The organism is Paenibacillus cymbidii (assembly GCF_004764705.1).
GTDB classification, from domain to species: domain Bacteria; phylum Bacillota; class Bacilli; order Paenibacillales; family NBRC-103111; genus Paenibacillus_AN; species Paenibacillus_AN cymbidii.
The window spans coordinates 321,574-343,993 of record NZ_SHLX01000003.1; the positions used below are offsets into that span (position 1 = coordinate 321,574).

Annotated in this window: 21 protein-coding genes and 1 pseudogene; 18 read left to right on the plus strand and 4 right to left on the minus strand. The window is 59.7% G+C overall.

Annotated features, from left to right (window positions below; genetic code table 11):
* Positions 1 to 12 precede the first annotated feature (12 nt).
* Positions 13 to 519 carry a hypothetical protein gene (locus EXY20_RS06675; RefSeq protein WP_407944895.1) on the minus strand — a complete coding sequence of 169 codons (507 nt, stop codon included), beginning with the start codon at positions 517 to 519 and terminating at the stop codon, positions 13 to 15.
* Positions 520 to 786: 267 nt separating this feature from the next.
* Here EXY20_RS06675 and EXY20_RS06680 point away from each other — a divergent pair, with 267 nt between their 5' ends.
* The 3 genes from EXY20_RS06680 (at position 787) to EXY20_RS06690 (ending at position 4,313) form a co-directional block, all read left to right on the plus strand.
* Entirely contained in the window at positions 787 to 1,698 is a 912-nt protein-coding gene (locus EXY20_RS06680; protein WP_328592497.1) for an ABC transporter permease, read from the plus strand.
* 33 nt (positions 1,699 to 1,731) lie between these two features.
* Positions 1,732 to 2,655, plus strand: a complete 924-nt coding sequence (locus EXY20_RS06685; protein ID WP_135548961.1) for a carbohydrate ABC transporter permease — start codon at positions 1,732 to 1,734, stop codon at positions 2,653 to 2,655.
* A gap of 92 nt (positions 2,656 to 2,747) precedes the next feature.
* Positions 2,748 to 4,313, plus strand: coding sequence for an ABC transporter substrate-binding protein (locus tag EXY20_RS06690; RefSeq protein ID WP_135548963.1), 1,566 nt, complete (start codon positions 2,748 to 2,750; stop codon positions 4,311 to 4,313).
* 305 nt (positions 4,314 to 4,618) lie between these two features.
* On the opposite strand, the gene EXY20_RS06695 is transcribed toward EXY20_RS06690, so the two are convergent.
* On the minus strand, positions 4,619 to 5,170 hold the full coding sequence (locus EXY20_RS06695) for a hypothetical protein (protein WP_135548965.1): 552 nt from the start codon (positions 5,168 to 5,170) through the stop codon (positions 4,619 to 4,621).
* A 209-nt stretch (positions 5,171 to 5,379) separates the two neighbouring features.
* On the opposite strand from EXY20_RS06695, the gene EXY20_RS06700 reads away from it, so the two are divergent.
* Together EXY20_RS06700 and EXY20_RS06705 are read left to right on the plus strand one after the other, a co-directional pair.
* Positions 5,380 to 6,183: an SDR family NAD(P)-dependent oxidoreductase gene (locus EXY20_RS06700; RefSeq protein ID WP_135548967.1), complete on the plus strand. Its 804-nt coding sequence runs from the start codon at positions 5,380 to 5,382 to the stop codon at positions 6,181 to 6,183.
* Positions 6,184 to 6,349: 166 nt separating this feature from the next.
* The gene (locus tag EXY20_RS06705) at positions 6,350 to 6,868 is read left to right on the plus strand and encodes an ADP-heptose synthase (protein WP_135548970.1); all 519 of its coding nucleotides are present in this window, start codon (positions 6,350 to 6,352) and stop codon (positions 6,866 to 6,868) included.
* 59 nt (positions 6,869 to 6,927) lie between these two features.
* Here the strand turns inward: EXY20_RS06705 and EXY20_RS06710 are convergent, their stop codons facing one another.
* A complete protein-coding gene (locus EXY20_RS06710) occupies positions 6,928 to 7,533 on the minus strand; it encodes a uracil-DNA glycosylase (protein ID WP_135548972.1) in 606 nt (201 codons plus the stop codon).
* A gap of 249 nt (positions 7,534 to 7,782) precedes the next feature.
* Between EXY20_RS06710 and EXY20_RS06715 the strand changes: the two genes are divergently transcribed.
* From EXY20_RS06715 to EXY20_RS06740, 6 genes are all read left to right on the plus strand, one after another.
* Positions 7,783 to 8,952 carry an exonuclease SbcCD subunit D gene (locus EXY20_RS06715; RefSeq protein ID WP_135548974.1) on the plus strand — a complete coding sequence of 390 codons (1,170 nt, stop codon included), beginning with the start codon at positions 7,783 to 7,785 and terminating at the stop codon, positions 8,950 to 8,952.
* Positions 8,949 to 12,053 carry an AAA family ATPase gene (locus EXY20_RS06720; protein ID WP_135548976.1) on the plus strand — a complete coding sequence of 1,035 codons (3,105 nt, stop codon included), beginning with the start codon at positions 8,949 to 8,951 and terminating at the stop codon, positions 12,051 to 12,053. The genes EXY20_RS06715 and EXY20_RS06720 overlap by 4 nt, the downstream gene beginning before the upstream one ends.
* 171 nt (positions 12,054 to 12,224) lie before the next feature.
* Entirely contained in the window at positions 12,225 to 12,995 is a 771-nt protein-coding gene (locus tag EXY20_RS06725; RefSeq protein WP_135548978.1) for an SDR family oxidoreductase, read from the plus strand.
* Between the two features lie 22 nt (positions 12,996 to 13,017).
* Positions 13,018 to 15,291 (plus strand): helix-turn-helix domain-containing protein, encoded by a 2,274-nt coding sequence (locus EXY20_RS06730; RefSeq protein ID WP_135548980.1) that lies wholly within the window; start codon positions 13,018 to 13,020, stop codon positions 15,289 to 15,291.
* A gap of 198 nt (positions 15,292 to 15,489) precedes the next feature.
* Positions 15,490 to 16,476 (plus strand): Rpn family recombination-promoting nuclease/putative transposase, encoded by a 987-nt coding sequence (locus EXY20_RS06735; protein ID WP_235885387.1) that lies wholly within the window; start codon positions 15,490 to 15,492, stop codon positions 16,474 to 16,476.
* Positions 16,477 to 16,580: 104 nt separating this feature from the next.
* Positions 16,581 to 17,993, plus strand: a complete 1,413-nt coding sequence (locus EXY20_RS06740) for a SpoVR family protein (protein ID WP_135548982.1) — start codon at positions 16,581 to 16,583, stop codon at positions 17,991 to 17,993.
* A 279-nt stretch (positions 17,994 to 18,272) separates the two neighbouring features.
* On the opposite strand, the pseudogene EXY20_RS39735 reads toward EXY20_RS06740, so the two are convergent.
* A pseudogene (locus EXY20_RS39735) lies at positions 18,273 to 18,383 on the minus strand (winged helix-turn-helix domain-containing protein); the annotation flags it as partial.
* Between EXY20_RS39735 and EXY20_RS39740 the strand changes: the two are divergent.
* The 7 genes from EXY20_RS39740 to EXY20_RS06775 all read left to right on the plus strand — a co-directional run bounded on the left by EXY20_RS39740 (position 18,366) and on the right by EXY20_RS06775 (position 22,398).
* Positions 18,366 to 18,611: a hypothetical protein gene (locus EXY20_RS39740; protein WP_235885401.1), complete on the plus strand. Its 246-nt coding sequence runs from the start codon at positions 18,366 to 18,368 to the stop codon at positions 18,609 to 18,611. The pseudogene EXY20_RS39735 and the gene EXY20_RS39740 overlap by 18 nt on opposite strands.
* 23 nt (positions 18,612 to 18,634) lie before the next feature.
* Positions 18,635 to 18,820, plus strand: coding sequence for a hypothetical protein (locus EXY20_RS40575; RefSeq protein ID WP_407944896.1), 186 nt, complete (start codon positions 18,635 to 18,637; stop codon positions 18,818 to 18,820).
* Entirely contained in the window at positions 18,760 to 18,912 is a 153-nt protein-coding gene (locus EXY20_RS06755) for a response regulator (RefSeq protein ID WP_167859006.1), read from the plus strand. The genes EXY20_RS40575 and EXY20_RS06755 overlap by 61 nt, the downstream gene beginning before the upstream one ends.
* Positions 18,913 to 19,155: 243 nt before the next feature.
* Positions 19,156 to 19,689 carry a helix-turn-helix domain-containing protein gene (locus tag EXY20_RS06760; protein ID WP_135548988.1) on the plus strand — a complete coding sequence of 178 codons (534 nt, stop codon included), beginning with the start codon at positions 19,156 to 19,158 and terminating at the stop codon, positions 19,687 to 19,689.
* A gap of 173 nt (positions 19,690 to 19,862) precedes the next feature.
* Positions 19,863 to 20,225, plus strand: a complete 363-nt coding sequence (locus EXY20_RS06765) for a cupin domain-containing protein (protein WP_135548990.1) — start codon at positions 19,863 to 19,865, stop codon at positions 20,223 to 20,225.
* Between the two features lie 100 nt (positions 20,226 to 20,325).
* Entirely contained in the window at positions 20,326 to 21,546 is a 1,221-nt protein-coding gene (locus EXY20_RS06770) for a Tm-1-like ATP-binding domain-containing protein (RefSeq protein WP_135548992.1), read from the plus strand.
* A 24-nt stretch (positions 21,547 to 21,570) separates the two neighbouring features.
* Positions 21,571 to 22,398 carry a phosphoenolpyruvate hydrolase family protein gene (locus EXY20_RS06775; protein ID WP_135548994.1) on the plus strand — a complete coding sequence of 276 codons (828 nt, stop codon included), beginning with the start codon at positions 21,571 to 21,573 and terminating at the stop codon, positions 22,396 to 22,398.
* Positions 22,399 to 22,420: the final 22 nt, after the last annotated feature.

Genomic DNA, 22,420 nt, shown 5'->3' on the forward strand with positions numbered 1-22,420 from the left:
TGCTCCCGGCCGTTACCCGGAATCGTTTTTGCGGAACATAATCATCAGCCCGCCGGCGACGATCAGAATCATCGCCACGACCGGCTGACTGCTCGCCAGGCTGCCGAACAGCGAACCAAGCGAAAAGATGACGAAGAAGAGCAGCGACAGCACGGTCAAAATGTTGATCGGAATCAGCAGCCACTTGTTGCGGCCGCCGAACCAGTACAGCTCGAACAGGCCAACGGCGGCCGCCATCATGAAGCCCGGCCACATCGTGTCCCATGTATCGAACAGCATCGAGATTTGGCACACGACTCCCGCGGTAAAAATAACTCCCCCCGGCACGAGCACCCCGACTCCCCTGCGCTGCAGAATCGAAAAGTACAACCAATGGAAAAACACCCCTACCGGTATGACGAACAACGTCGGCCAGAAATACGTAAAGATCGTTCCCGTGTCGAACTCGATTTCCCCTTTGATGAACATAAACGCCCCGAGCAATATGAGGATCGGTCCGAGAAACGCGCTGCGATTGATGCGCACCGTGCTCACTCCTTAGCTGAATTGGATTGGTTCTAGCATAACATGCCGAATCGGCACTGTCTTCCTGCTGCGGGGAAAGCCCGCCTCGGGCTGCAGACCGATATGCAGGCAAGCCGCCGGTCCGGCAGTCGCCCGCCGCAACAGGTCACAATCGTGTTCATCCGGTCATTTCGCTGGTAGAGCCGCAGGACACGTCCGTTGTACGATAAAACCACGACATCGGCAACAAGGCCAAACCAATGGCCGGAAGGAGTGACACGAGTGGTCATCGGACGCTACCGCAAATACTGGGCGCTTTACGCCATGCTGCTGCCGGCTGCGGCGATCGTGCTGATCAACAATTATTTGCCGATGGCCGGCGTGCTGATTGCATTCAAGAACGTCAACTACGCCGTCGGCATGCTGCACAGCCCGTGGATCGGGTTCGACAACTTCAAGTATTTGTTTTCGACGGAGAAGGCGTGGATCATCACGCGCAATACGCTCGCCTACAACGCGATATTTATTGTGCTCAACCTTGTGGTTGCCGTTGCGTTTGCGATCATGTTCAACGAAATGCGCAGCAAGCTGCTGTCGAAGTTTCACCAAAGCGCGATGTTCCTGCCTTTTTTTCTGTCCATGGTTGTCGTCGGCTGCCTGGTGTACGCGTTTCTCGGCCCGGAGCACGGCTATTTCAACACGAAGCTGTTTCCCGCGCTAGGCTGGAAGCCGGTCGAATGGTATTCCGATCCGAAGTATTGGCCGGTGCTGCTGCCGATCGTCAACGTCTGGAAAAACATCGGCTACTACACGGTCATCTATATGGCGGCGATCATCGGCATCGACAACGAATACTACGAAGCCGCGCTTATCGACGGGGCGTCGAAGTTCAGACAAATCGCGCGCATTACGATCCCGCTGATCATGCCGGTGATCGTCGTGATGACGCTGCTGCAGATCGGCCGCATTTTTTATGCCGACTTCGGGCTGTTCTTCCAGGTGACGCGCAACGCCGGGGCGATTTACCCGACGACGCAGGTCATCGACACGTACGTGTACCAAACGTTTCTGGCGATGGGCGATATCGGCATGTCGTCCGCGGCGGGGCTGTACCAGGCGATCGTCGGCTTCATTCTGGTGCTCGGCTCGAATTTGCTCGTCCGCCGCGTCAGCAAGGACAATGCGCTGTTTTGACGGATTTATCGGATGCTGGAGAGGTGATGGAAGGTGCAAACGGCGATTCGCGCCGGCCGCGGCGTCAATGCGGTTAAACCCGCAACGAATGTGGTGATCAATACGTTTTTCTGGCTTTACACGGCGTCGTGCGTGCTGCCGCTGCTGCTGGTTGTGACGGTGTCGTTAACCGACGAGAAGACGGTGCTTGTGAAAGGGTATGATTTTTTTCCGACAAAATGGAGCGGATACGCCTACGAGTTTCTGTTCGCCGATTGGACGCAAATGCTGCATTCGTTTGGCGTGTCGGTGTTTACGACCGTCGTTGGCACCGCAATCAGCCTCGTCGTAATGGCGCTGTATGCGTATCCGATTTCGCGGGCCGATTTTCCGCACCGGCGGTCGTTTTCGTTCTTCATGTTTTTTACGATGCTGTTCAACGGCGGGCTGGTGCCCTGGTACCTCGTCTACACCCAGCTTTTCGACTGGAAAAATACGCTCTGGTCGCTCATGATGCCGCTGTTCGTTTCCGCGTTTTTTGTGCTGATTTTGCGCACGTTTTTTGCGAACACGATCCCGCCCGCCCTGATCGAATCGGCCAAAATCGACGGCGCCGGCGAGCTCGGCATATTCCTGCGCATCATCATGCCGCTGTCGCTGCCGGTGCTGGCGACCGTGGCGCTGTTTCAGACGCTGAATTACTGGAACGACTGGTTCCTCAGCCTCGTGTTCATCACGACCAAGGAAAACGTCAATTTGCAGTTTCTGATGTACAAGACGCTGCTCGACATCCAGTTCCTGTCCGCCAACGTCCAGGCCGCGCAAGGCATGGCGCAGGCGGGAGGCTCGCTCAACCTGCCGACGGAAACGGTGCGCATGGCGATGGCGGTGCTGGCGATCGGCCCGATCGTATTCGCCTATCCGTTTTTTCAGAAATATTTTGTCAAAGGGTTGACGGTCGGAGCGGTGAAAGGGTAGCGCCTTGACAGGCGTGCAATTGCGAATGGCTATCCCCGGCATTGCCGGTTTAGCGTTGTTGTGTAAAAATGGAAATGGGAGGGTTACAACCTATGCGTCAAGCTCGGAGCAAGTGGTCGATGGGCATTATGGTTGCCGTTGCGCTCAGTACCGTAGTGGCAGGTTGTGGAAGCAATTCGTCCAACGGGTCGCCCGCGGCGGTGTCCCCTGCGGCTTCGGCGGGGGCGAGCCCCGTCAAGGCGGCGTCCGATTTGAAGCCTTACAAGCTGAAGCTGATTTATCCGGGTACGCCGCAAGCGGACGAGGCGAAGGTGGAGGAGGCGCTGAACAAGCTGCTCGAGCCGAAAATCAACGCCACGCTCGACATCGTCGCGATCGATTGGGGGCAGTGGGATCAGAAGGTGAACCTGATGATTGCTTCCCGCGAAGCGTTCGACGTGTTGTTCACGGCGCAGTGGAACGGCCATGCGGTCAATGTTTCCAAAGGCGCGTTCCTGCCGCTGAACGACGACAAGCTGGAGAAGGTCGGCAATTTATTGAAGCAGTACGGCAAAGGCATCACCGATTCGCTCGATCCGGCCTTCCTCGAAGGCGCCAAGATCGACGGCAAAAACTACGGCGTGCCGACGAACAAGGAGCTGGCGGCGCAAGGCGGCGTCATTTACCGCACCGACATCGCCCAGGAGCTTGGCCTCGACATGAGCAAAGTGAAATCGACGAAAGACCTCGAAGCGGTGCTGAGCGTCGTCAAGCAGAAGAAGCCGGACATGACGCCGCTGTTCGTTCGCGACGGCGACAACCTGAACTCCCACTACATGGCGCAGTATGACTTTCTTGGCGACGGCACGGTGCCGGGCATCGTGCTGAAGGACGGCACGAGCACGAAGGTTGTGCCCAAGTACGAGCTCGACCGCTACAAGGATTCCGTCAAGCTGGCCCGCGACCTGATGCAGAAAGGGCTGGTCAACAAGGACGCGGCGACGACGCAGCTGTCGGTGCAGGATGCGATGAAGGCGGGCAACGTATTTATGATCCCGTCCTCGCTCAAGCCCGGCAAAGACGCGGAGATGGCCGGCGCGAACGGCCAGCAGGGCAAGCTGAAGCAGATCGAGCTGACGGAACGGACGATTTCCACCGGCGAAACGGCAGGCTCGATGCTCGGCGTGTCTTCCTCTTCCGGCGATCCGGCGCGGGCGATGATGTTCATCAACCTGCTGCATACCGACAAAGCGATCAACAACCTGATCAACTTCGGCATCGAAGGTGTGCATTACCAGAAAGTGTCGGACAACATCATCAAAAATGCCGACGCGACGAAAAATTACAGCCCCGGCGCGCAATGGATGTTCGGCAACCAGTTCCTCAACTACATTTACGATACGGAAGATCCGAAGAAATGGGATTTGTTCAAGGTGTTCAACAAGGACGCGAAAAAATCGCCGGGTCTCGGCTTCACCTTCAACGCCGAGCCGGTGAAGACGGAAGTCGCTGCGGCGACGAACATCGGCAAGGAGTACGACCCGGGCCTCGACACCGGCTCCGTCGATCCCGACAACGTGCTGCCGAAGTATATCGACCGCATCAAGTCGGCCGGCCAGGACAAAATCATCGCCGAAAAGCAAAAGCAGTTCGACGCTTTTCTTGCGGCGAAGAAGTAAGTAGCGTGAAGCCGGGCGGGAGCCCGGCTTTTGCGCGTTTGGCGGCTATGGATCAGCTTGCGGAGCGCCGGTGCTGAGTCGGAATGGTTCCATTTTCAAAAATAGGCCATAAAAAATGGCTTATTTGCTCCATTTTCCTTGGTGCAACGAGAATAGCCAGTGAAATCACTGGCTATTCTGACGAAACAGCTGCAAAATGGGCTATTTTTATGAAATAGCCAGCAAAAGCACTGGCTATTTTGTTGCAGCCGGCGCATTTGGAGGGTATAGCCAATAAAACATGGCTTATTTTCCGTGAGCCAGTGTCAGAGTGGCTGCCGACCGGCCGCAAAAGCGCGGATCGGCGCGTCATCCCACACCTGCACCTCGATGTACCGCTCCGGGCCGAAAGCGCCTGCGGGATTCCATTCCTGCGGAAACCCGAATTCCCGAACAAGCGCTTCGATCCCATCCAGCGTATACACCTTCCCGCGGTACGGTTTCCCATCTTGGTAGCGCATGGTGGGGAACAAGTCGCCGTAAGTGAAGCTGATTGTCGCCGGATCGAAAGCCGCAACGGGAACGGACAGCTGTCTGCCGTCGCCATACCACTCCAGCAGCCACGGACACGGTCCGAGCGTCATGTAGTGCGGGTGCATCCGGACCGGTTTTCCTCCCTGATGCATGAACAGCTCGCGCGCCTGACGTTCCAACTCTCTGCGTACGGACATGTAATCGGGGGCGCGTTTGCCGGCGAATCCCCGGTTGCGAAGCCGGAAGTCTGCGAGTATCCGTTCCGCCTCACCTTGTTCAAGATCCGACAAATTGCAAAACGGCCCCGTCGATTCGTCATAATAATGATGCAGATCGGGCAGCATCCGCTTCCTCCTCGTGTTCCGATCGATCGCCTGTATCCCCGCTATACAACCTTTTTCCGGACAACTACTCTTCAATGATACCGATTCCGCCGCGCTACCGCCATATTTTCGCAGATTATGCTGCCGCAAGTTTCACCGATTCGTTATAATGATTTTAGATTTTATTGATCGAAGCAGTCCATTTACCAACTACATAAGGCGGTGGGCGTATGTTTAATCATCTGCTTTTGCAAGGAAAAGTTGCCGTTGTGACGGGAGCGGCGTCCGGACTCGGATTTGCCGCGGCGCGGCGGATGGCGGAAGCGGGGGCGGCGGTCGTCATCGCCGATCGGGCGGAAGCCGGGGAGCAGGCGGCGGAGAGGCTGCGGCAGGAGGGTGGCCGTGCGTTGTTCGTCCAAGTCGACGTGACCAGCGTGGACGACACGAAAGCGATGATCGACCGGGCGGAAGAAGCATTTGGCGGTGTCGATATTCTCGTCAACAACGCCGGCGTCTACCCGCGCAGCCTGATGCGGGACACGACCGTGGAGCTGTGGGAGAAAGTGATGGCGGTGAACTTGCGCGGCGCGTTTCTGGCGTGCCAGGCGGCCGAACCCGCCCTTGTCCGCCGCGGCGGCGGCACGATCGTCAATCTCGGCTCGAGCCATACTACGATCGGGCTGCCGGAGTTGTTCGCCTATTCGGTATCGAAAGGCGGCCTACTGACGATGACGCGGAACTTGGCGGGAGCGTTGGCCCGTTACCGCATCCGCGTCAATTGCGTCAACCCGGGCTGGGTAGCGACGGAAGGGGAACTGGCGGAGCGGGCGGCCCAGGGGCAGACGGTCGAATGGTTGTCGGACAAAGGCAAGACGCTGCCGCTTGGCCGTATGCAGACGGCCGACGATACGGCGGCGCTGATCGTGTTTCTGGCCAGCGATCTGGCGACGCAAATTACCGGCCAATTCATCCAGATCGACGGCGGCAAAGAAGTCGCCTCGATGTTCGACGACCGAAGTTTGCATACGGAGTGACAGCCGATATGCACAAATGGCACTTGCATTTTATCGGCCTTTGGACTCATAATAAGGTCAGACTTGGCATGCCCGGACCACCCCTGCGCGAGCAGCGGGAGGTACCGGTCGATTTGCCGCGATTATCGCGGCGTTAGCGCCAGCGGAACAGGGGGAATCGACAGATATGACCCGGCGTTTTGTCATTGAGGCCGTCATGGTGGCCGTGTACGGTGAATTGTTGGTGCCGAAGAGGCCGGTGGAGTATGTGATTCCTTACTCGACCATACAGGAGCTGTACGACATGCGCGACAGCAGCGAGCCGGTGATGCCGGATCCCGAGGACGACGCGCATGTGAAGACGGTGATCGGCGAGCTGATCGCGTTTTTCGAAGAGCCGTTCAACAAGAAGAAAGTCGAGCGCGCCTTGACAATGCCCTGGCAGAAAAGCCCGCCGCTGCCGATCAACGACAACGTTTCGTTTACCGTCGTTTATGCGGTCGACAACGCGCAGTACGGCGAGTATTTTGACCCGATCGAAACCGAGCTGATTTTGACGTGCGCCCGCGAGAAAGCGCCGCTGCTGTCCGACCAGCCGGACATGATGGACAAGGTGATCGAGGCGGAAGTGCCGGTTGCGATGTTCGATATCGAAGATTTCGACTATGCCGTCGAAGAAGGTTTGGCGGAAGCGGATTTGAAATAGGCGAAACTTAATAACGGCCGCCCGGGAATGCTTCCGGCGGCTTTTTTGCTGCGCTGCAATCATTGGTTATTGCTTTGCCGGGAAAGACAAGCAGCAAATTTGTTGTTGAGCGATACGAGGTCTTCCACAAAAATGTTCATCAAATTCGGCCGCCGCTTGACGGCAAGCGGGTGATAAGTAAGCCCGACGGGAATCCCCTGCCACTCGTGCCAGTCCCTCCTGAGCTCTTTGACGCTGGCATTCTCCTTCCAGGGGAACAAGGCCTCCGCCACCACATTTCCGAATCCGAACAGGACAAGCGGGCGTTTCTCCAGCAGCTGCGCCTGCAGATGCGGCAAACAAGCCTCTCTGGCGGCAGGCTTGTTGTAAGCGCGAATCGGCCTGCATTTAAGCAAAAAGGTGACGTATACCAAGTTCCTGTCCAGGCCCGCCTCCCGCATGCCGCGTTGGAGCGTTTCACGGGTGCTGCACAGAAACGGGTTTCCGAGCCGGTCCTCCCGGGCTCCGGGATTATCCAAAATCATCACAAGCCGGGCGTTCGAATTTCCTTCGCCCCAGATGACGCGTGTCCGTTGCCCGGACAGCTCGCAACGATCGCATGCCTGCACGTCCAGCGGCGCCGCTTCTTCGGTAAATAAGCCAAATGAACCTTCATTCGATGTCATGTCGGTCCCCTCCGGTTGCTCCATTAAGGTCCACAAGGCTCCATTCGACTCCATTATGCCGCCTCCGCCGCCAAGCCATTCAAACAACTGTACATGATCCGCACTTGCAGCCTGCATTAGCAGCCTCGCATCCGCAGCGCCGCATTCTCTTTGCCGCTGGATGCAATCCCCATCACCCATGGGGAGGGAAACGCCCGTTCGTGTCGAATGTAACACAGGAACAATTCGCTGCGGCGGGAGGGTGATAGCATGAAGTTTTTCCATACGGCGGACTGGCACCTGGGCAAGCTGGTGCAAGGCGTCTATATGACCGACGACCAGCGGCACGCGCTGGAGCAGTTCGTGCGCGACGTCGAGCGGGAGCGGCCGGACGCCGTCGTCATCGCCGGCGACTTGTACGACCGGGCGGTGCCGCCGGCGGAGGCGGTTGCGCTGCTCGACGAGCTGCTGGCGCGCATCGTCATCGGTCTCGGGACGCCGGTGCTGGCGATTGCCGGCAACCATGACAGCCCGGACCGGCTCGACTTCGCCACGCGCATGATGGAAAGCCGCGGCCTGCATCTATCCGGCCGGCTGACGCGCGACATCCGGACGGTGGCGCTGCAGGACGAGTTCGGTCCGGTTCATTTTCACCTTGTGCCCTACGCCGATCCGGCGATCGTACGCTACATAGAAGAGAACGAGGAAATCCGCACCCACGACGACGCGATGAAAGCAACGGTCGCCGCCATCTCCGGCAGCATGGACGAAGGCGCGCGCCACGTGTTCGTCGGCCACGCGTTCGTGACGCCATACGGCGAGCCGGAGGCGAACACGAGCGACGCCGAACGGCCGCTGTCGATCGGCGGGGCGGAGTATGTGCGGGCGGATCATTTCAAGCCGTTCCATTACACGGCGCTTGGCCATTTGCACGCCGCGCACGCCGTTGTCGGCGATAATATCCGTTACTCCGGCTCGCCGCTCAAATATTCGATCGACGAGGAGCGCCATGAAAAAGGCTACTACATCGTCGAAATGAACGGCGCCGGCGAAGTGCGCGTCGACAAACGCACGCTTGCGCCGCTGCGCGACATGCGCCGGGTTGTCGGCACGATGGCCGAAATCGCCGCACACGCGCCGAGCGACGATTACGTCTTCGTAACGCTGCGCGACGAAACGCCGGTGCTTTACCCGATGGAGAAGGTGCGCTCGGTATACCCGAACGCGCTGCATGTCGACCGTTCAGTGCAGCGCGGCGAAGCGGACGAAGAAGGCGCGACGGCGGCCGGGAGCGGCGAATCGCGGCGCAAAGCGGATCCGGTATCGCTCTTCGCCGCCTTCTACCGCGAAGTGACCGGGCAGCCGATCGACGACGGCAAACTGGCGCTGTTCCGTGAAACATTTGCGGAGGCGTTGCGTCTTGAGGAGGAAGCCGGATGAGACCGCTGCAACTGACGATGCAATCGTTCGGTCCTTACAAGGACCGGGAAACGATCGATTTTACCGCGCTTGCGGACTGCCGGCTGTTCGTCATCTCCGGCAATACGGGCGCCGGCAAAACGACGATATTCGATGCCGTTTGTTTTGCCTTGTACGGCAAGGCGAGCGGCGAAGACCGCAAAGACCCGCGGATGCTGCGCAGCCATTTTGCCGACGACGAGACGCACACGTCGGTGGAGCTGGCGTTTGCCGTCGGCGGCCGGACGTACCGCATATTCCGCCAGATGCCGCACCGCAAAGCCGGCAACAAGTCGGAAACCGGCGGCCGCATCGAGCTGTACGAAACGACGGGCGGCCGCGAGGTGCCGTGCGACAGCAGGTTTACGACGGACGACGTCAACCGGCGGCTGGAGCGGATCGTCGGGCTGACGCTCGAGCAGTTCAGCCAAATTGTGATGCTGCCGCAAGGAGAATTCCGCAAGCTGCTGACGAGCGAAACCGACGACAAGGAAAAAATATTGCGCCGCATCTTCCGCACGGAGCTGTATAATCGCACGGAGGAGCTGTTCCAGGAGAAAACGCGGGAGCAGCGGGCGTTGCTGCAGCAGGAGCGCACCGCGCTCGACGTGCACGTGCAGCAGGTCGCCGTGGCGCTGCCCCGCCGCGACGACAGCGAGCTGTTCCGCACGCTCGACGCGCCCTACCGGCAGGCGCCGCAAGTCGTGGCGGCGCTGGAGGAAGAGGGCGCCTACTATGCGGCGCAGCGGGAGGAGCTGCAGCAGCGCCGCGAGCGGCTGGCGCAGCAGGCAAACGAGCGCGAAGCCGCGTACCATGCGGCGAAGGCGCTGAACGAGCGATTGGCGCTGCAGGAGCGCAAGCGCGAGGAGCAGGCGCTGCTTGCGAGCCGCAAGCCGGCGATGGAAGCGGCGGAGGCGCGGCAGCGCGAAGCGGAGCAGGCGGCGCGCATCGAGCCGTATGAGGAGCGGCGCCGGGCGGCCGCCGCGTATGCCGCGGAGAAGCGCCAGCAGCGCGAGGCGAAGCTGGCCGATACGGCGGCGGCCGCGCAGGCGGCGGAGCTGGCGGAGCGCCGCTACGACGAGGAAGCGGCGCGCGAGCCGGAGCGTGCGGCCGCGGCGCGCGAGCTCGAGCGGCTCGGCGAGCTGGCGCCGGCGGTGCGGGCGCTGGCGGCACGGGAGCGCGAGGCGGAGCGGATCGCCGGCGAGGAGCGCGAGCTGGCCGCGGGAGCGGCGGCGCTGGAGCGCGAGCTCGAAGGCGCGCTTGCGGCGAAGCGGCAGCTGGGCGAACGCATCCGCCAGGCGGAGCGGGACACCGCGGCGCTGCCGGAGCGGAAGGAGCGGCTGCTCCGGCTGCGGCAGCAGGCGAAGCTGCTCAAGGATTTGCTTGAGCTCGAGCGGCGGCTCGGCGAGGGGGCCAAGCTGGAAGCGGCCCGCTCCGACGCGGCGCTGCGGGCGAAGGAGGAGCACGACCGGCTGGAGCGGTCGTGGGTGGACAACCAGGCGGCGCAACTCGCCGCGCAGATTCACGACGGGGCGCCGTGCCCGGTTTGCGGCAGCGTCGACCATCCGCGCAAGGCGACCGCCGGCGGCGACTCAGTTTCCAGGGAAGCGCTGCAAGAGGCGAAGGAACGGCTGCTGCGTCACGAGCGCGAGTACCAGGAGGCCAAAGCGCAGGCTGCGGCGACCCGCTCCGGCTGGGAAGGCAAACGCGACGAGCTGGCCGAACTGGAGCCGGCGGCGGCGCCGGCCGAAGGAGACGTGCAGCCGGAGTACGAGCGGCTCGTGGCCGAAGGGACGCGCTTGAAGGCGACCGTCGACAAACTGGAGGAGCTGGCCGCCGAACTGCTCCGCTGGAAACGCGACGCGGAAGAGCGGGAGCGCGCGGCGGAAACGCTGGCCGCGGAGAAGGACAAGCGCACGGCACGGCTGCAGGAGGCGCGCATGCTGCTGCATACGCAGCGGGCGCTGCTCGAGCAGGAGCTGGCGCGTATTCCCGAGGCGCTGCGGGCGCCGGATCGGCTCGACGCCGCGCTGAAGGCGCAGCGTCAGTTGGCCGCGAAGCTGGCAGCGGCCTGGAGCGACGCGCAGGAGCGCCGCCAATCGGCGCGCACGAAGCTCGCCGAGGAGCGGGCGCACGCGAACCAGCTCGAAGCGCAGCTGGCCGAGGCGGAGACGCAGCTGGCGGAAGCGTCGGCGCGTTTCGCTGCGGAGCTGGCGGCAGCGGGCTTCGCGTCGGCGCAGCAGTTCGCCGCGGCGCAGCTGCCGCCGGCCGAGCGGCAGCGCCTTGCGGCGGAGCTGGCGGCGTTCCGCGAAGCGCAGGCGGCGCTGGCCGCGCAGCTGGCGGAGCTTTCGCGCGAGCTCGCGGCGGCGCAGCCTGCCGATCTTGCCGCGCTGGCGGCGGAGCTGGCGCAGCTGCGCGCCGGGCTGGACGCGGCGGCGGCCGAAGCGCAGCGCGCGGAGTCGCTGTGCCGCGATAGCGCGCGGCTGGCGGCGGGCATTGCCGCGGCGCACGAGCGCACGGCGCAGGCGGAAGCGCGGCTGTCGCTGCTGCAGGACGTGTTCCAGGCGCTGAAAGGCGACAATGCGCTTAAGCTTTCGTTCGAGCGGTACATCCTGATCGAATTTCTCGAGCAAATTTTGCAAGCGGCCAACCAGCGGCTGCGCAAGCTGTCGAACGGCCAGTTCGAGCTGCAGCGCAGCGGCAGGCTGGAGACGCGCGGCAAACAAAGCGGGCTAGGCCTCGACGTCTACGACGCCTACACCGGCATGAACCGCGACGTGAAATCGATGAGCGGCGGCGAAAAATTCAACGCCTCGCTCTGCCTTGCGCTGGGCATGTCGGACGTCATTCAGGCCTACGAAGGCGGCGTCTCGATCGAAATGATGTTCATCGACGAAGGCTTTGGCTCGCTCGACGAAGAGTCGCTGGCCAAGGCGATCGACACGCTTGTCGATCTGCAGCGCTCGGGGCGGATGATCGGGGTCATCTCCCACGTGCAGGAGCTGAAAGCCGCGCTGCCGGCCGCGATCGAAGTGACCAAGACGAAGGACGGGCACAGCCGCACGGCGGTCGTACTGAAATGACCGTTGCGTTTTGTCCGCTTTTGCGCCTACAATGGAAATACGCTTGAAACCGCGGTTTCACCCGTGAAATTTTACCGGGAATCTAAAATAATTACCCTTTTGCAAGGCTGGCCGCTCTTCTAGAATGGAAGGATGGACGATGTCCATTCAACCGAAAACGGAGGGAAACGGATGAGCAACTTATTCGACATGAGCAACAAAACGGTAGTGATCACGGGAGGCAGCGGCCTGCTCGGCACCGCGATGACCAACGGTCTCGCATCGCTTGGAGCTACCGTTGTCGTAGCGGACATAGCCGAACCGAAGCATACCGAAGCCGCGCATCATTTTATTGCGTGCGACGCTTCTTCGACCGAATCGATCCGTCACATGTTGAAGGAAGTCTACGAGCGGTTCGGCCGAATCGACGTGCTTATTAACGGCGCCACTTACGGTGCCGGTTACGGGGCGCAGGGCACCGTCGACAAGATGTCCGACGAGGACTGGTTCCGCGGCGTCGACGGCGCGCTGGGCACCACGTTCCGCTGCACCCGCGAAGTGATCCCGTATATGGAGCGGCAAGGCGGAGGCAGCATCGTCAATTTCGCTTCGATGTACGGCATCGTGTCGCCGGACCCGTCCATCTACGGCGACAGCGGTGCGAACAATCCGGCCAATTACGGCGCCGGCAAGGCGGGCGTGCTGCAATTTACGCGCTACTGCGCGGCGCACTATGCGTCCAAAGGCATTCGCGTCAACAGCGTATCGCCCGGGCCGTTCCCCACTCCGGCAGGTCAGGAGAAGAATCCGGCCTTCGTGTCCGAACTGAATCGCAAGACCATGCTGAAGCGGGTCGGCAAGGCGGAGGAAATCGTCGGCGCTGTCGCTTTGCTCGCGTCGGACGCGTCCAGCTATATGACCGGCGCCAACATTTCCGTCGACGGCGGCTGGACGGCCTGGTAAACCGAAAAAAAGGGGGGTCATTGTGCGATTGTTCCGTACAGCCTATCGTCGTTTCCATGACCTCAAGTTGTTGCGCAAGCTATGGCTGTCGTTTTTTTTCGTTTCGTTCCTGACGTTGTCCACGTTCGCCCTGCTGTCGTCAACGTACATCAAACAGATGATCACAAATCGCGAAGGCGACACGATGGTGCGCAATATCGGCTATTTTACCGGCAGCTTGAACAACTATTTTCAAAGCATCGAGAAGTCGTCGCTGGTGCTGAGCTACAGCCTGGGCATCCAGGAATGGTTCACGGGCGGCAACGTCGACAACCTGGACGGCGACGAACGCATCCGGGCCTTCAACGACATCAACAACCAGATGCACCAGATGTGGGACAACGTATACGGCATCGACGCGATCTTTTTGATCGACCGGTACAAGAACGTGTTCGACCTCAATCTGGGCGCGCAGGTCAATTCGCCTTATTTGACCAGCGACGATTTTATTAGCCAGGGCTGGTACGATCGCGCCCAGCAGTCGAGCAGCTCGTCCTACTGGTCGATCATCGAATGGTCGGAAGGGTACCGCTCGATCGTGTTGTTCAAGGCGATCTACAACCGCACCGACTTGAACCTGATCGGCAATCTTGTCGTTTCGCTGTCGCCCGACGTGTTCGATTCTTACTTGTCCGCATCGAATCTCGTCGATGGCGACAACAGCATCGTCGATGCGAACGGTTTCGTCTATTCCGCGGCCAAAGGCCGGCAGCAGCAGGCGCAGGCAATCGACCTGTCGCTGTTGCATCAGGACAAGGGCTATATGACGCAGCGGCTCGATTCGGGCCGGTACATGGTCGCGTACTCCCACAATCCGCTGACGAACTGGACATACGTGCATTCGGTCAAAGAAAGTGTCGTGCTGAAGGACCTGCAGCGCATCACATCGTTCTGGTACTGGTTCCTGTTCATCTCCCTGCTGCTGATGATGGTCGTTTCGGCGCTCATCTCCAAAACGATCTCCCTGCCGCTGCAGAAGATGGTGAAGCTGCTGCGCGAAGTGGAACGGGGCAACCTGAACGCAAGGTTCAAGTCGCTGTACAGCGACGAGCTGGGCATGATGGGGCACGCATTCAACAACATGCTGGAGAAAGTGAGCGAGGGCATCCCGCTGATTCGCGAAAAATTCATCCGTTCCTTGCTGGAGCGCAACATGAGCGCGGAAGAACTGGTGGAGTACGAACGCAAGCTTGGCTTCCGGTTCGAGCAGCCGGTGTTTCAGGTTGTGCTGATCGACATGCAGAACGATATCGACGAGCGCCAGCTTGGATCGGCGGAATTGCTCGTTCACGAGTGCGAAACGAGATGGCCGCTCATTGCCGTTCATTTGTCGAACCATCAATTTTGTCTCATTTTCAATTGTCCGGAAGCGGAAACGATCGCCTGCGCGGAAGAGCTGGTGCGGACGATGCGCACGCGGTTCGGCGCAAGGACATTTGCCTTTGTCGGCAACGCTTACGACGACGTCAACTTTATCAAAACGTCGTTCGAGGAAGCGAAAGGGCTGCTGAAATACGGCGTTGCCGAACGCGCCGAGCATACCGGCAGCGAGGCCGGCATCTTTTGCGCCGGCGATTCGTGGCAGACGCAATACCCGGAATTTTATGAGAGCCGCCTGATCTATTATATGGAAGAGGGCGATTTGGCGAACTGTACGCTCGTTATGGAGGAACTGGTCGCTTACGCCCGGTCGAACCAGATTGCGCCGCCGATCATCAACACGTTTTTCTCCGCGATGTATAACCAGTTGAACAAGCTGTCGATCAAGCTGGGCAGCCCGGACGATCTGATCGACAGCGAGCGGCTGAATGCGCTGAGCGCGCAGCTTTCGAACGAATCGCTGGAGAAAAATTGCGCCGACTTCCTGGTCTTGCTACAAGAACATCTGCAGTCGGACAACCGCGAGCGCAAGAAGATGAGCGCCAACGTCGTCAAGTCGCTGCAAATCATTCACGACGAGTTTCACAATTCCGAGCTTAGCGTCGATTTTATCGCCCGCCAGCTCAGCTTGAACACGAACTACTTCAGCCAGCTGTTCAAGAAGGAAGTCGGTGTCGGTTTTGCCGATTATGTGAGTGCCTTGCGCATGGAGCAGGCGAAGAAGCTGCTCGGCGAAACAGGGTTGAAAATCAAGGACGTCGCCGGCCGGACCGGATTTGCCGACCCGCATTATTTTGGCGTCTGGTTCAAGGACAATACCGGCTTGTCGCCGTCGCAGTTCCGCAAGCAGCTGTGGAATACAGCTTCCGGCGCTTGAACGGTTCTTGGGACAGGAAAGTCCGCCAAGTAGAAAAGTGGTTGCCGATCGCCACGGTCATGTGGTACGATCGGGTTGCAATTATACGGTCGCGAAGCACGCGCCGTCCGTTCCCTTTTTGGGGGCGGACGGCGTTTTTGTTTGCCGTCCGGTTTGTGGTGGCGTATGGTATAATCCAATCAACGGGAGGCTTCCATTTTGGCGGACGGAACAAGGGGGAATACACCCGGAGCAACAGGCGATGAGGCCGGCATTCACCAACGGCACGATACGTCGTTTCGATTTTTGCTGTCGAGCAAGCAGCTGTTTGTCGAGCTGCTTCGCTCGTTTGTCCGCAAAGGCTGGGTGAATGACGTCGATGCGGCGGGAATCGAGGAAATACCGCATTCGTTCGTGTTGTCCGACTTCAAACGCAAAGAAGCGGATCTCGTGTACCGGGTCAAGCTGAACGGACAGGAGGTCGTATTTTTCCTGCTGATGGAGTTGCAGTCGCGTGTCGATTTCCTCATGCCTTACCGGTTGCTGTTGTACATCGTGGAAATATGGCGGTATTTGCTTAAAGACGCCGACATGCGAAAGATCGGGCGGAGCCGCTACCGGCTGCCGGCGATTGTGCCGATCGTGCTTTACAACGGACGAAGACGTTGGACGGCAAGCACGAGCTTTCGGCAAATGATTGCCGGGGAGCGTCTGTTCGGCGGACAGATCGTCGATTTTAGCTATATTTTGATCGATGTGTGCCGTTATACGGAGGAAGAGCTGCTTGCGCTTGCCAATACGATCGGAGCGGTCTTTCTGCTCGATCAAACGCAAGACAGGGAGCAACTGCTGGATCGGCTGCGCAAGCTCATGGGGACAATTCGCGACATGCCGGAGCAGAAACGGCAGCCGTTTCTGGCGTGGATCGCCAGGATGATCGCCGGCAAGGTCCCCGAAAGCAAGGATATGGCGAACATCCTGCGGCATCAAGGAAATGGAGGGTCGATCATGGGGCTGGAAAAAGTGCTGAACGATATCAAGCGAGAAGGCAAGCAGGAAGGTAAGAGAGAAGGGAAACGGGAGGGCAAACGCGAAGGCAAACGCGAGGTAGCACGCAATTTGATCGGCATGGGGATGGACGATGCCATGATCGCGCGAGCGACCGGATTGGCGCCGGAACAAGTGCAGGAATTGCGACTGAGGTAATCCCTTCTCATCTTGCCGTACGGAATTCGCCGCATACATGCCGCTTCTCCCTGCATATACATGGTATGAACGTTACCGACCATGACCTTGCGGGGGGAAAGCGCATGAATCACGACGACATGGCCCAGCTTGAACGCGCCATAGCCGAAATCAACGAAATTGCCAGCGGCTTCGGGCTTGACTATTACCCGATGCGATACGAAATTTGCCCTTCGGACATCATCTACACGTTCGGGGCGTACGGCATGCCGACGCGCTTCAGTCACTGGTCGTTTGGAAAAAACTTTCACCGAATGAAGACCCAATACGACTTCGGTCTGAGCAAAATTTACGAGCTTGTCATCAACTCCAACCCGTGCTACGCCTTCCTGCTCGAAGGCAACTCGCTCATCCAGAACAAGCTGATTGTGGCGCATGTGCTGGCGCACTGCGATTTTTTCAAAAACAACGTCCGTTTCTCGCGCACGAACCGCGACATGGTCGAAAGCATGTCGGCGACAGCCGAACGCATCCGCCGCTACGAGCTCGAGCACGGCACGGAAACGATCGAAAAATTTCTCGACGCCGTGCTGGCGATCCAGGAGCATGTCGATCCGAGCCTGTTCAAGCCGTACCGGCAAGGCGGCGGCGCAGGCAAACGGGCGCGCGTCGAAGCGGACGAGGAACAAGCAACGGCGCGCAAAACCGGCTACGAAGATTTGTGGGACATCGGTGCGGAAACGGAAACGGCGGCAGACGACGACGCGGCCTCCAAACGGTTTCCGGCAAAGCCGGAGAAAGATTTGATGTACTTCATCGAGGAGTACGCGGACCACCTGGAGGAATGGCAGCGCGACATCCTGACGATGCTGCGCGAGGAGATGTTGTACTTCTGGCCGCAAATCGAAACGAAAATCATGAACGAAGGCTGGGCCTCTTACTGGCATGTGCGCATTCTGCGCGAGCTGGAGCTGACCGAAGAGGAGACGATCGAGTTTTCCAAGCTCAACTCGGCGGTTGTGCAGCCTTCGCGGCAAAGCCTCAATCCGTATTATCTCGGGCTGAAAATATTCGAGGACATCGAGAAGCGGTGGGACGGCATGGAAGGCGCAACCCACGGTGACGGCCGGGCCAAACTGTTCGAGGTGCGCGAGTTCGATTCCGATGTTTCGTTTCTGCGCAATTATTTGACTAAGAAGCTGGTCGAGGATTTGGATCTGTATGTGTTCGAGAAAAAAGGCAGCGAATGGACGATCACCGAAAAAGCGTGGGAACAGGTGCGCGATCAGCTCGTGTATTCCCGCGTTAACGGCGGCTTCCCCTACATCGTTGTGGAAGACGGCGACTTCGAGCGCAACGGGGAGCTGCTGCTGGGGCATGCGTTCGAAGGCGTCGAGCTTGACTTGAAGTACATCGAACGCACGCTGCCGTACGTACAGCAACTGTGGAACAAACCTGTCCATTTGCAAACGACGGTGGAAGACAAGACGGTAATGTTCAGCTACGACGGCAAAAAGATGAATCGCAAGTTTATGTAGTGGCGCGGGTCCAGCGTCCGGCGCCGGATTGAAATAGGCCGCGAAAAATGGCTTATTTGCCCTCTTTTCCACGCTGCATCAACAATGACCAGTGAAATCGCTGGCTATTTGGTCCAAACCGCCCCCAAATCGAACATTTTAGCGAAATAGCCAGTGATAACACTGGCTATTTCGTTGCCGCCAACCATTTTGGCGGAGATAGGCCATAATAAATGGCTTATTTCCAAGTACGTCCTTTTCCCCTAGCTTTCCGTTAGAAAAGTATGAGTGCCGCGGCGCTCAGGGCATAAACTTGTAGCCGACGCCCCACACCGTTTTGATGTGCTTCGGTTCTTTCGGGACAAGCTCGATCTTCTTGCGCAGGTTCGTCATGTGCACGCCGATTGCACGGTTTACGGTCGCGTGGAAATGCTCAAGCTGCCGGAGCGGACGAGAGCGGACGCAGTGCTCGTCAAACCGGTCAGCCGCATCGACCTGCAGCGCGCGCTGCAGGCGTTGGCGCTGCATGAGCCATCCCGGCTCGCTGTTGCGGAAGCGGAAGCCGCCGCCTTCGAGGAGCGAGTTCCCGGGCTTGCGGCCATGTTCTTGTGGCAGAAGACAACGAAATCAACCGGCTAATCATAACCGACCATTTGCAGAGGATGGGCTTTCGCATGACCCTGGCGGAAGACGGCATACACGCGCTTGAGCTGCTGCCGCAGCGCGACTGGGAGCTGATCGTGATGGATTTGCATATGCCAGCGTCCGCTACCGTCATGTGCCGATTGTGGCGTACACGGCCAACGTCGTCAAGGACGACCATAGCATTTGCTACGAAATCGGCATGAACGATATCCTGACCAAGCCGATCGACGAGGAGCAGCTTGCAGCGGTTGTGGCCAATGGGTGCCGGCGGCCCGGCGTTCGGCGCACACGCTGAAGGACGTGACGGGCAACTTGTGCGCCAAGTCGCTGTGGACGGCGGCGAGCGCGCTGGAGACGGCTTTGCTTCAGGAGGCGGCCGAGGATGAGCAAACGAAATGTCTTACGCTCGTGCTGGCGGAGATCGACCGCATTCTCGATTCGCTGCCGCGCTTGACGATTCCGGCGAACGTCCCTATGATAAACAGTGTTGAATCAACCGGTACAAGCCCAAACATTCGGGAGCGAAGGGGGGAACAAAGTGGAGCTCGGAACGAAAATCAAGAAGCTGCGCACGGACCAGAACCGCAGCTTGACCGAAATTGCCGCCGCTTGCGGCTTTACGAAAAGCTTGCTCTCCAAAATCGAAAACGGCAAAACGGTGCCCCCGATCGCCACGCTGGAAAAAATCGCCGATGCGCTTGGCACGAAGGTGGCGGCGCTGCTTAACGACCGGATGCAATCGGGCACGATTATGGTGAAGGCGGAGCAGCGGCGGGACAATCTGGTGAAAACCGACAAAGGCTACTCGTTTTTTGCTTTTGCAGTCGAGCGCAGCGAGAAGCTGATGCAGCCGTACTTGTTCGTGGCGCATAAGGACGAGCCGCAAGGGAATGCGTATACGCACGCCGGCGAGGAGTTCATTTATATTCTCGAAGGAGAAATGCGCTATAAAGTCGGCGATGTCGAATATACGCTGCGCGCCGGCGACAGCCTGTATTTCGATTCGGTTGAAGTGCACTCGCTGACGCCGGTTACGGACGAAGTCAAATATTTGGGCGTGTTCGCCAAGTAGCCCCAGGACAAGAGGACTCTTTCGCAAGCCGGCAGGCGGAGAAGAGTCTATTTCTTTGTTGAAAATTCAACATAGTTGAATTACAATTAACTATGTAAATTCCGGCCGGCTGCGCCGCAGTCGTGCGGCGCACGGAGCCGACATACCCGAAGACGGAGGGACCCAACGAACTTATGGCTACCATCGGCAATCTCAATGAGCAGAACCCGGCCAATATCCGCGAAATGGACTGGGGCAAAATCCAATGGCTGTGCGGCAAGGACATCGACCCGGATTGCGAAATGACGTTCGGCTCCGTGTACATCAATGCCGGCGTTTCGAATCCGCGCCACATTCATCCGAATTGCGAGGAGTACATTTTTGTGCTGTCGGGCGAATGCGACCATACGCTCGGCGACGAGTCGTTTCATCTGACGCCGGGCATGATGCTGCGCATTCCGCGCGGCGTGCCGCATAATGCGACGACGACCAGCTGGGAGCCGTGCCGGATGATTATCGTGTATTCGTCGCCGGACCGGCAGACGATTGGCGAATAAGCGGCATCGCATCGAGAGAGAGCGGTCGGCGGCTGCCGGATGACCGCGTGCGGACGGAGTGGGGCTTGCCACCTGAGCTTGACGTGAAGGAGCGATCGAAGTGGCGGCGAAAGCGGTATTGATCGGGGCGCTGGATACGAAAGGCGCCGAATTTCAGTTTGTCGCGGATACGATCCGGAGGATGGGCGTAGAGGTATTTACCGTCGATACCGGCGTGCTCAGCGAGCCTTTATTCGCGCCCGACGTTACGGCCGCGGAGGTCGCAGCGGCAGCGGGTACCAGCCTGGACGCGCTGCGCGCGCAGAACGATCGCGGCGGCGCGGTTGCGGCGATGACGCGCGGCGCTGCCGTTGTCGTCGAGCGGCTGCTGGCTGAAGGGTTCGTTGGCGGTTTGTTCGGTATGGGCGGCACCGCCGGCACAACGGTCGGCGCGGCGGCGATGCAGGCGGCGCCGGTCGGCATGCCGAAGGTGCTTGTGTCGACGGTGGCGTCGGGCAATACACGTCCGTACGTCGGCGTCAAGGATATTGTGATGATGTATTCGGTCGTCGACATCGCCGGCATAAACAAGCTGTCGCGCCGCATCCTGAGCAACGCCGCATATGCGCTCGGCGGCATGATCCAGGGGCGTCTCGCGGAAGCGGAAGAGGCTGACGACAAAGTGACGATCGGCATGACGATGTTCGGCGTGACGACGCCTTGCGTGACGCGCGTGCGCGAAACGCTGGAGGCGCAAGGCTACGACACGCTCGTATTCCACGCCACCGGCACGGGCGGGCAGGCGATGGAGGAACTGATTCGCGCCGGCTTCATCAAAGGCGTCGCCGATGTTACGACGACGGAGCTTGCCGACGAGCTTGTCGGCGGCATCTTCAGCGCTGGCCCGAACCGGCTCGAGGCGGCCGTCCAGGCGGGCATTCCGCAAGTCGTTTCCGTAGGCGCGCTGGACATGGTCAACTTCGGGCCGCGCGACACGGTGCCCGCCCGGTTCGCGGATCGTACGTTTTACCAGCACAACCCGACGACGACGCTGATGCGGACGACGACGGAAGAGAACGCGGCGCTTGGCCGCACGCTCGCCGGGAAGCTGAATGCGGCGACGGGGCCGCTGGTCGTCGTGTTCCCGCACGGCGGTGTGTCGCTGCTTGACCGCGCCGGGCAAGCATTCGACGGCGCAGAGCAGCGGCAGGCGCTGTACGCCGGCATTCGCAGCGTGCTGCGGGCGGACATTCCGCTGCTCGACATGGATGGCGACATCAACGATCCCGCCGTTTCGCTAACGATTGCCGAACAACTGCTGAAACTGCTGCAGAAGAAATAAGCGCGGAAAGGAACGAGACGAAGCATGAAAGCGACAAGACAGGAATTGATGGCCCGTTTGCGCGCGCAGGTGGCTGCAGGGCGCGCGCTGCTCGGCGCCGGTGCCGGCACCGGGCTTTCGGCCAAATGCGCGGAAGCCGGCGGCGTCGATTTGATCATCATTTACAACTCGGGCCGCTACCGGATGGCCGGGCGCGGATCGCTTGCGGGCCTTATGCCTTACGGCGATGCGAATCAGATCGTGGTCGACATGGGCGGCGAGGTGCTGCCGATCGTCAAATCGACGCCGGTGTTGGCCGGCGTTTGCGGCACCGACCCGTTTCGCGTAATGGAGGTGTATTTGAAGCAGCTGAAGGAAATGGGTTTCGCCGGGGTGCAGAACTTCCCGACAGTTGGCCTGTGCGACGGCGTTTTCCGCCAAAACCTCGAGGAAACCGGCATGGGCTACGACCTCGAGGTGGAGATGATCCGCAAGGCGCATGAGCTCGACTTGCTGACGACGCCTTACGTATTCAACGAAGAGGACGCGCGCAAAATGGCGGAAGCCGGAGCCGACGTGCTCGTCGCCCATGTCGGGCTGACGACGAAGGGCACGATTGGCGCATCGACGGCGCTAACGCTGGATGAGTCGGTCGACCTTGTGCAGCGCATCCATGACGCGGGCAAGGCGGTCAATCCCGACATCCTTGTCATTTGTCACGGCGGGCCGATATCGGAGCCGGAAGATGCGGCATATGTGCTGTCGCGGACGAAGGGAGTCGCCGGTTTCTTCGGCGCTTCGAGCGTGGAGCGGCTGCCGACCGAAATCGCCATCACCGAGCAAGTGCGCTGCTTCAAGCGGTTGACGCTGTAAGCGGCAAACAGCCAGGCCAGAC

Bases quoted from the DNA above. Each gene is read 5' to 3' on its own strand.
- EXY20_RS06775 (WP_135548994.1), top strand. From the start codon at position 21,571: ATGAAAGCGACAAGACAGGAATTGATGGCCCGTTTGCGCGCGCAGGTG.
- EXY20_RS40575 (WP_407944896.1), top strand. From the start codon at position 18,635: ATGGGCTTTCGCATGACCCTGGCGGAAGACGGCATACACGCGCTTGAG.
- EXY20_RS06695 (WP_135548965.1), bottom strand. From the start codon at position 5,170: ATGCTGCCCGATCTGCATCATTATTATGACGAATCGACGGGGCCGTTT.
- EXY20_RS06710 (WP_135548972.1), bottom strand. From the start codon at position 7,533: ATGACATCGAATGAAGGTTCATTTGGCTTATTTACCGAAGAAGCGGCG.
- EXY20_RS06715 (WP_135548974.1), top strand. From the start codon at position 7,783: ATGAAGTTTTTCCATACGGCGGACTGGCACCTGGGCAAGCTGGTGCAA.
- EXY20_RS06705 (WP_135548970.1), top strand. From the start codon at position 6,350: ATGACCCGGCGTTTTGTCATTGAGGCCGTCATGGTGGCCGTGTACGGT.
- EXY20_RS06725 (WP_135548978.1), top strand. From the start codon at position 12,225: ATGAGCAACTTATTCGACATGAGCAACAAAACGGTAGTGATCACGGGA.
- EXY20_RS06740 (WP_135548982.1), top strand. From the start codon at position 16,581: ATGAATCACGACGACATGGCCCAGCTTGAACGCGCCATAGCCGAAATC.
- EXY20_RS06765 (WP_135548990.1), top strand. From the start codon at position 19,863: ATGGCTACCATCGGCAATCTCAATGAGCAGAACCCGGCCAATATCCGC.
- EXY20_RS06690 (WP_135548963.1), top strand. From the start codon at position 2,748: ATGCGTCAAGCTCGGAGCAAGTGGTCGATGGGCATTATGGTTGCCGTT.
- EXY20_RS06720 (WP_135548976.1), top strand. From the start codon at position 8,949: ATGAGACCGCTGCAACTGACGATGCAATCGTTCGGTCCTTACAAGGAC.
- EXY20_RS06700 (WP_135548967.1), top strand. From the start codon at position 5,380: ATGTTTAATCATCTGCTTTTGCAAGGAAAAGTTGCCGTTGTGACGGGA.